This is a genomic window from Gelidibacter sp. (assembly GCF_035577925.1).
Taxonomy (GTDB): Bacteria; Bacteroidota; Bacteroidia; order Flavobacteriales; family Flavobacteriaceae; genus Gelidibacter.
On record NZ_DATJCY010000080.1, the window covers coordinates 1 to 6,220 of the forward strand.

Annotated in this window: 6 protein-coding genes and 1 tRNA gene; 6 read left to right on the forward strand and 1 reads right to left on the reverse strand. The window is 37.1% G+C overall.

Annotated elements, in window-relative coordinates:
• The first annotated feature begins 95 nt into the window (after nt 1-95).
• The 6 genes from VNJ50_RS02840 (at nt 96) to VNJ50_RS02865 (ending at nt 5,899) form a co-directional block, all read left to right on the forward strand.
• Entirely contained in the window at nt 96-815 is a 720-nt protein-coding gene (locus VNJ50_RS02840; protein ID WP_325578865.1) for a cell division protein FtsQ/DivIB, read from the forward strand.
• Between the two features lie 3 nt (nt 816-818).
• On the forward strand, nt 819-2,156 hold the full coding sequence (ftsA, locus tag VNJ50_RS02845) for a cell division protein FtsA (RefSeq protein WP_325578867.1): 1,338 nt from the start codon (nt 819-821) through the stop codon (nt 2,154-2,156).
• Between the two features lie 97 nt (nt 2,157-2,253).
• Nucleotides 2,254-4,152, forward strand: coding sequence for a cell division protein FtsZ (gene ftsZ / locus VNJ50_RS02850; protein ID WP_325578869.1), 1,899 nt, complete (start codon nt 2,254-2,256; stop codon nt 4,150-4,152).
• Nucleotides 4,153-4,385: 233 nt separating this feature from the next.
• Nucleotides 4,386-4,835: a GatB/YqeY domain-containing protein gene (locus VNJ50_RS02855; RefSeq protein ID WP_325578871.1), complete on the forward strand. Its 450-nt coding sequence runs from the start codon at nt 4,386-4,388 to the stop codon at nt 4,833-4,835.
• 110 nt (nt 4,836-4,945) lie between these two features.
• Nucleotides 4,946-5,019, forward strand: a tRNA-Arg gene (locus VNJ50_RS02860).
• A gap of 232 nt (nt 5,020-5,251) precedes the next feature.
• Nucleotides 5,252-5,899, forward strand: a complete 648-nt coding sequence (locus VNJ50_RS02865; protein ID WP_325578873.1) for a phage integrase SAM-like domain and Arm DNA-binding domain-containing protein — start codon at nt 5,252-5,254, stop codon at nt 5,897-5,899.
• Nucleotides 5,900-5,949: 50 nt separating this feature from the next.
• Here VNJ50_RS02865 and VNJ50_RS02870 read toward each other — a convergent pair.
• On the reverse strand, nt 5,950-6,220 hold a 271-nt coding region (locus tag VNJ50_RS02870), incomplete at its 5' end, for a hypothetical protein (RefSeq protein ID WP_325578875.1).

Consider the following 6,220-nt stretch of genomic DNA (forward strand, 5'->3'; position numbering starts at 1 on the left):
TTCAGAAATAAAAACATCAAACGCCGATGTTGTTTTGACAATTGGCGCTGGAGATATCGGTGCGTTAGTCAAAAATATAAAAGAAGCATTAGAATTTGAAAATAAATTATAATCATATTAAAATAGTAGGTTTACTGCTGCTGGTTATTTTCCTATTTGCGTTTTCTTCGGGTAGAAATGCAGTTAGAAAAGTGGGCGAACCGAGCATTAAATTTTTGGGTGATGAGAATTTATTTATCACGCATGAGGCTGTTAGTAAGTTGTTAATACAAAATGGTGAGAGTGTTTCCAATAAATCTAAAGAAATGATAGATTTGAACGACTTGGAATCTGCCCTGAACGCCAACGTCATGATTAAGCGTGCACAAGTGTTTACCAAGGTTAACGGCACATTGGTCGCTGAGATTGAGCAAAAAAAACCTATTGCTCGCGTAAGTACAAATGCCTCTTATTACATAGATGAGGATGGTTCCTACATGCCATTATCAACAAATTACACGTCTAGGGTTCCTTTGGTGACTGGATTTGTAGTTAAAAATGATCTGCATAATGTGTTTACAGTTGCAAAAATGGTGCAGAGTGATGAGTTTTTAAAAAAGCATGTTATAGAAATTCATCAGAATGAAAATGGAAGTGTTGATCTGAAGTTTCGATTAAATGATTTTAAAATACAATTAGGTTCTTTGGACAAATTGGACAAGAAAATAAATAACCTTAAGGCCTTTTATCAAAAGGCTCTAAAAGACAGTACGCTCAACAGCTATAGTATTGTTAATTTAAGATTTGATAAACAGGTCGTATGTACCAAAAAGTAGAGAATGGAAAATAATAAAATTTCAGTAGGATTGGATGTTGGTACCACAAAAATTGTGGCCATGATCGGTCGTAAAAATGAGTATGGCAAAGTCGAAATTTTAGGAATTGGAAGAGCTAAAAGTTTGGGAGTCCATAGAGGCGTGGTTAATAATATTACACAAACCATTCAGTCCATCCAACAGGCTGTTCAAGAAGCAGAGGCCGAAAGTGGTGTTAAGATTGAAGAAGTGACCGTGGGCATAGCAGGTCAGCATATTAGAAGTTTACAACATAGTGATTATATCACCAGACCAAATTCAGAAGTGGTTATTGATGATGATGATATTGACCGTTTGATCAATCAAGTACATAAGTTGGTGATGTTGCCCGGTGAGGAAATCATCCATGTGTTGCCACAAGAATATAAGATTGATGGACAAGGCGAAATTAAGGAGCCTATTGGAATGTATGGCGGCCGTTTGGAAGCCAATTTCCATGTAGTGGTTGGTCAGGTTTCTTCTATCAGAAATATTGGACGTTGTGTTAAAAGTTCAGGACTGGAATTGGAAGGTATTACGCTGGAACCATTGTCATCGGCTAATGCGGTATTAAGTCAAGAAGAAAAAGAAGCAGGAGTTGCTTTGATCGATATAGGAGGTGGTACAACAGATTTAGCTGTTTTTAAGGACGGCATTATTCGTCATACCGCAGTCATCCCGTTTGGAGGTAATGTCATTACCGAAGATATCAAGGAGGGTTGTTCTATCATAGAAAAACAGGCGGAATTGTTAAAAATAAAGTTCGGATCGGCTTGGCCTGGAGAAAATAAGGATAATGAGATTGTTTCCATTCCTGGATTGAGAGGAAGAGAGCCCAAGGAAATTACGCTTAAAAATTTATCAAAAATAATCCATGCACGTGTCGTAGAAATAGTTGAGCAGGTGTATGTAGAGATAAAAAACTACGGTCACGAAGAGCAGAAAAAGAAACTTATTGCCGGAATTGTATTGACTGGTGGCGGTGCCCAATTAAAGCATTTAAAGCAATTGGTGGAATATATCACCGGAATGGATACCAGAATAGGTTTCCCAAATGAGCATTTGGCTGGCGATAGTGATGAGGAAATAGCAAGCCCATTGTATGCAACGGCAGTAGGTTTAGTGATGGACGGTTTAAAACGTCAAGAGCGTAAACGTATTGAGAAAGCATTAGAAGAAGAAGCGGCCATTGAAGAGCATACTTCAACCGCAGAAGGTGATGAAACCAACGAAGAACCTGTTAGAAAAGTAAAAAAAGAACGCCGTTCATTCTTAGAAAAAATGACAGAACGTGTCAAAGATTTCTTAGATAACGTCGAGTAAATAACATGAAATGGCAAATGTGTTTAGTGACCATCGCGCCATGTTCTGTTAAATAAAAAATAAATATTAATTAAGAATCCAGAAAAACCCAAACATTATGAGCAATAAAAATGAATTTGGAAACATTGCATTCGATTTGCCAAAAAACCAATCTAACGTCATTAAGGTCATCGGCGTTGGTGGTGGTGGAAGCAATGCTATCAACCACATGTTTCAGCAAGGCATCAAAGGCGTTGATTTTGTAATTTGCAATACCGACTCCCAAGCCCTTCAAAACAGTGGCGTACCCAACAAAATTCAATTAGGAGTCAATCTGACCGAAGGTCTTGGCGCAGGTGCCAACCCAGAGGTAGGTGAGCAAGCAGCTCTTGAGAGTTTAGAAGATATCCGTAGAATGTTGGATACCAATACAAAAATGGTATTCATTACTGCGGGTATGGGTGGAGGTACCGGTACTGGAGCGGCTCCCGTGATTGCAAAAGTTGCTAAAGAATTAGAAATATTAACCGTAGGTATTGTTACCATGCCGTTTCTTTTTGAAGGAAAAACAAGAAATGAGCAAGCTCAAAAAGGTGTTGAAACCTTAAGGGCACATTGTGACTCCCTGGTGGTTATCAACAATAATAAACTCCGTGAAGTTTACGGAAACTTAGGCTTTAAAGCTGGTTTCTCAAAAGCAGACGAAGTGTTGTCAACAGCTTCAAAAGGAATTGCAGAAGTCATTACACATCACTACACCCAAAATATCGACTTGCGTGATGCTAAAACTGTATTAAGCAATAGCGGTACGGCAATTATGGGATCTGCAACCGCTTCTGGAAAATCACGTGCGCAAGAAGCCATCATGAAAGCTTTAGATTCACCGTTATTAAATGACAATAAAATTACAGGAGCTAAAAACGTTTTGTTGCTCATCGTTTCTGGTTCCCACGAAATTACCATTGACGAAATTGGTGAAATTAATGACCATATTCAAAATGAAGCGGGTCATGGAGCCAATATCATTATGGGTGTAGGTGAAGATGAAACTTTAGAAGAAGCTATTGCTGTTACTATTATTGCTACGGGGTTTAATGTTGAACAACAACACGAGATTTCAAATACCGAAGTAAAAAAAGTAATTCATGCCCTCGAAGATGAGGAGGTTAAGGTTAAAGAGCGTGAGCCTGTCATTATTATGCCTGATATTACGCTTGAAAAAGAAGATGTAAAAGTGACGGTTCATACCTTGGTGGATGAGGAAGTCGTTATTAAAGAAGATGTTAACCAACGTTTGATCCCGACCAATGAGTTTATAAGAAACCTCAATGTGGTTTATGATGAAGTTTTGGATTTTGATGATGAAGACGATTTTATTATTACGCCAGTTGCCCAGGTTGAACCAGAAGCTCCAAAAGAAATTTTTGAAGAAGAAGAGCAGTTCACTTTTTCATTTGATTTGCCTTTGTTCACCAAAAAACCTGAAGAAACACCAAAACAAGAAGGCAATATTATCTATTCGTTAGATGATCAAACAAAAGATATTAAAGTTAATGATCCTATTGAAATCATTCCGGTAACAGAAGCTGATGAAAATGGTGAAAAACGTTATGCACTAGACGATTTTATGGCCTACGAATCATCTATGAATAAGGCTAAAACCAAACCTCAGCCTATTGTTGAAGATGAGGTTGTATTTGAAAGAAAAGTAATTTCAGCACAAGAAGAAACCGCTTTTAAAGAGGAGGTTGACCCGATGAACAGTCCAATTTCTGATATGCTAAAAGAACGTGCTGATGAAAGGAGACGAAGAATGAAAGATTTTAATTATAAGTTCAGTTCTGCCAAAGTGGATGAAATTGAAAGAGAACCAGCTTATAAAAGACAAGGTGTCAATTTGGATGAAACCCGATATTCATCGCAAATCAATGCGTCAAGAATGTCTGTAGGAACGGATGATAACGACGATATTCAGTTGCGTAGCAATAATTCGTTTTTGCACGATAATGTCGATTAGTAACTAGATGATTTAGTGTTCTATATTTTAAAAAAGCCCGAAAAATATTATGTTTTTCGGGTTTTTTAAGTTCAGGAGAATTTGTTGCAGGGATTTTATTGCAATCTGTCCATTTCTGGATATTTAGAGATTCATTAAAAATAAATTTGTTAGGACTTTTTACAATTATACGATGATTCCTTTGCCATACAATCCTTACTTTTTATTATCTTCGCAGCATCAAAAAATGGATTATGAGTTTACAAGAGGATTTGATGGCTGCAATGAAAGCAGCAATGAAAGATAAGGATCAGGAAGCCTTGGCCGCTTTACGGGCAATTAAATCTGAAATATTATTGGCACAAACAGAAACTGGATCAAAAGAAGATCTTTCTGAAGAACAAGAAATTAAGATTTTGTCAAAGTTGGTGAAACAGCGCAAAGATAGTGCTGCAATTTATACCGAGCAGAACAGACAAGACTTAGCAGCTCCAGAATTGGCACAAGCAGAAGTGATCAGTAAATTTTTGCCAGCACAGTTAAGTGAGGCTGAAATTGAAAAGGTTGTTCTTGAGGTGATTGCCAGCACAGGTGCGGAAGGTATGAAAGATATGGGGAAGGTAATGGGTATTGTTAATCAGAAATTGGCAGGACAAGCCGATGGCAAAACCATATCAACCATAGTAAAGGCTAAATTAGCCTAAATGGAAATCTCTGATTTTTTTAATTATTATAGGAATATCAGAAATAGCTAGAAATGAATATTAAGGTTAGAACAACCTAAATAAAGATCCCTGCTTCCGCAGGGATTATTGGCCACGTAGCTCAGCTGAATAGAGCACTGGATTTCGGCTCCAGCGGTCGGGGGTTTGAATCCCTTCGTGGTCACTTTTACCTTCTAAAGATGGTAACAAAACCAAGCAAGTTTTAGGATTTGCTTGGTTTTTAAGTTTTTATAGGTTCATTTGATTTGATATAATTTGAATTTAAATGGTGCTTAAAAAGAGACCTTTTTTTCAAAGGAGACCCGAGGTCTCTTTTGAAAAAACAACTAAATTTACTTGATGTAGTTGATTTGACTTTTGTCTTAAAAGAATTGTTTCATTTAAAGACGACAACTATGCGTACTTCCAAAACATTTAGCATCCGCTTCTGGGTGAATCCCAAAAAAGCGAAAAACAACAATGCATTACTTTATGCAAGGATAACTGTCAATCAGAAAAGGGTTGAAATCAGTTTAAAGAGAAAAGTGCCCCTCGATTTGTGGGATGGTAAGAACAAGAAGGTTTTGGGCCATTCTTCAGAGGCCAAACAGATCAATCAGTACTTGGAGGAAACACGAGTATTGCTCTTTCAGATATTTCAGGACTTAAAATATCAAGGAGAGTTGATAACAGCAAAAAAGATTAAAACTATATTTCTTGGAGAAGATGAGAGTTCCAAAACGTTACTTGAGCTTATTGATTACCATTCCAAGAAAATAGAAAACACGCACGCAACTGGATCCATTAGAAATTATGGAGTCACTGAGGAGTATATTAAGAAGTTTCTTTTAAAGAATCGAAATATCACCGATATCTTCTTGAAGCAATTGGATTACAAATTTATTTGTGATTTCGAGAGTTTTCTTCGCACCTATTACCCAAAAGGCCACGATAGAGAAATGGGGCAAAATACCGTAATGAAACATATCCAAAGACTGCGCAAGATGGTTACCCACCGTTTCAAACTGGAATATTGTCTAATGAAATTACACCTATATAATTAAGCCTTTGAAGGCTCAATTGTTGACACTGCCCAAATTGACATTTCCTAAAGTCAAATATTCTCGAATTTAATTTTTTGTATCAAATCTCTGAAATATTCAGGACTCCAAATATTTAAGACTTCATCGTTTGGGATGAACTTAACAACATCCTCTTTGATGCTGCTAAAAGAAACTGATTTGATCTTGTTCTCCAATAGCTCTATAATCTGTTCCCTGGATATACTGTCACCTAGCCAATCGTTAGTATCTTTTGCCCTGGTCAGGAAATGATTTACATCCAATGGGATTCCCTTTTTGATATACCATTCCAAGTCATACCAA